General features: G+C 33.1%; 2 protein-coding genes and 1 pseudogene. All 3 read left to right on the top strand.

Features of this window, described 5'->3' with window-relative positions:
* On the top strand, positions 1-180 hold a 180-nt coding region (locus tag F6K27_RS32970), incomplete at its 5' end, for a hypothetical protein (RefSeq protein WP_287300971.1).
* A 36-nt stretch (positions 181-216) separates the two neighbouring features.
* Positions 217-1,338, top strand: a complete 1,122-nt coding sequence (locus F6K27_RS32965) for a hypothetical protein (RefSeq protein WP_287275861.1) — start codon at positions 217-219, stop codon at positions 1,336-1,338.
* 76 nt (positions 1,339-1,414) lie between these two features.
* A pseudogene (locus F6K27_RS32960) lies at positions 1,415-2,030 on the top strand (hypothetical protein); the annotation flags it as partial.

Genomic DNA, 2,030 nt, shown 5'->3' with positions numbered 1-2,030 from the left:
AATTTGTTAATGGAGTCAGAATTAGAGGTAGATGAGGGACCAGAAATTGTTTTAGTTGGGGAGTTGAGTCAAATACAATGGTCAGCTTTAATTCCTCAACTGCAAGGTCGGATTAAATTGGATAATGAGAATAAAGAAGCGATCGTTAAGGCAAAAGTACAAGAAATTTTTTCAATATAGAAATCTAAAGTTATTACAGGATAATTTATTAAAATTATGATAACTGAAATTGTAGAAAAAGGTGTTTACTTTATCTTTTCACCAGTTAAAAAATGCTCTCATATATCAATTTGTATAGCAGAAGGTTTGAAAAAACTAGGAATTCCTATTTTTTCTAACATGGATTGTTGGTTAATCGACTTGAAAAATCAAGAATATTTGTTTAAAAACAATCGCCAATTACATCCTAACAATTGTGCAATCGTAGTGGCCGATATTTATTTCATAGAAATGACAAATAACCACCCTTTATTTGATTTATTTTGCGAACTCAATGAAGAAGTTATTTTAGTTATAATATATCCCAATGATAGCGATCATGTATTAACTGGTAGAACAGAGAGATTAACAGCCGTAATTCGCGTGCATATGCACAAATTTAGGAAGTATCCAAGCCAATATATTCCCTGGGCATTTGGCATTTCTGAAAGGATAAGAATTGCTACGGAAAATAGTAAATTATTTTCAGAAAGAAAGCGACAAGTTTTAGCGGTATTTAGAAGTTCTTTAAGCCAAAGTGTTAGAGTAGCAATGAATTTCTGTTTTATTTCTCATCTACAAGATAAAATTGATATTAATCAAAATCCAATTACAGAAATAGGCAATAATATTTCATTAAATGATTTCGATTACTTATATTGGTCTCAATTCCGGACTCATCACATACCAAAATGGTTTGATTCCTTAAAAAACTCTATGTTTTGCTGCGCTTATGGAGGCAATTTTTATTACGCAGATTTAGATGAAAAGCTGTTAGAAAATTCTAATTTAGGACAAAAACCAGCTATAGCTAGATGGGATAGCTGGAGATTTTGGGAATCCCTGGCGGCAGGCTGTGTTTCGATTCATTTAGACTTTGATAAATATGGTTTTTTATTACCTATAAAACCTGTTAACTGGAAACATTATGTAGGAATAGATTTAGCCAATCCCCAAGAAGCAGCGCAAAGAATTATCGACGAACCAGAACTAATGGCTCAGATTGGATTAGAAGGTCAAAGATGGGCTTTAGAAAATTATGGTTCTGTACCTGTAGCTTGTCGCTTTTTAGATATTGTCTTAGGAGAAGAATTTGGCACGATAGAAAATTTGATTGATGCTGTAGAAGATATTTCTTAGTTTCGAGAAAAACATTTTCTTTTGATTTAGTATTAGCAATACCCCAGATTGGTCGCAACCGGAAGAAACGGTGGGATTGGAATTACAACAAGTCATCAAAAGTCTGGTGACTCATCGAGAGAAAGCTAAGATGACTCTATTAATAGATAACAGCAATATTGCTGCTGAGGATGCAGATTTAATTTTATCTAGTGTGGTGATGAATTTATTAATGGAGTCAGAATTAGAGGTAGATGAGGGACCGGAAATTGTTTTGGTTGGGGAGTTGAGTCAAATACAGTGGTCTGCTTTAATTGCTCAGTTGCAAGGTACGATAAAATTGGAACATGAGAATGAAGAAGCAAAAACTCAAGTCAAAGCAGATAGCATTCCATTGATAGCCATGGATAGCTTAAAAGAAAAGTTAGATTGGATTGATTTATCATCAAAACAAATTATTCCCAAGCAGGATAACTTTGAGAACAAACCCATTAACAAAATTAAATCTGAACCATTAACAGAGAAAGATGAAGCTGAAAAGATTTTAAGTGAGTTAGAAATTTTAGAAAAAGGAACGACTGAAAGCGGTCAACCTCTAGGTTTTTTTAGAAAAATAGGAGATGTGGAAAGTTACTACGAACAGACACAAAAAGTAGTCAATGATATTCATTCCTTTATTTTCCAAAACCCAGATAATAAGACTGCTCATCAAA

Origin of the sequence: Okeania sp. SIO2F5 (assembly GCF_010692685.1) — a bacterium.
GTDB lineage: Bacteria > Cyanobacteriota > Cyanobacteriia > Cyanobacteriales > Microcoleaceae > Okeania > Okeania hirsuta.
This window is presented reverse-complemented; position numbering and strand designations above follow the sequence as displayed.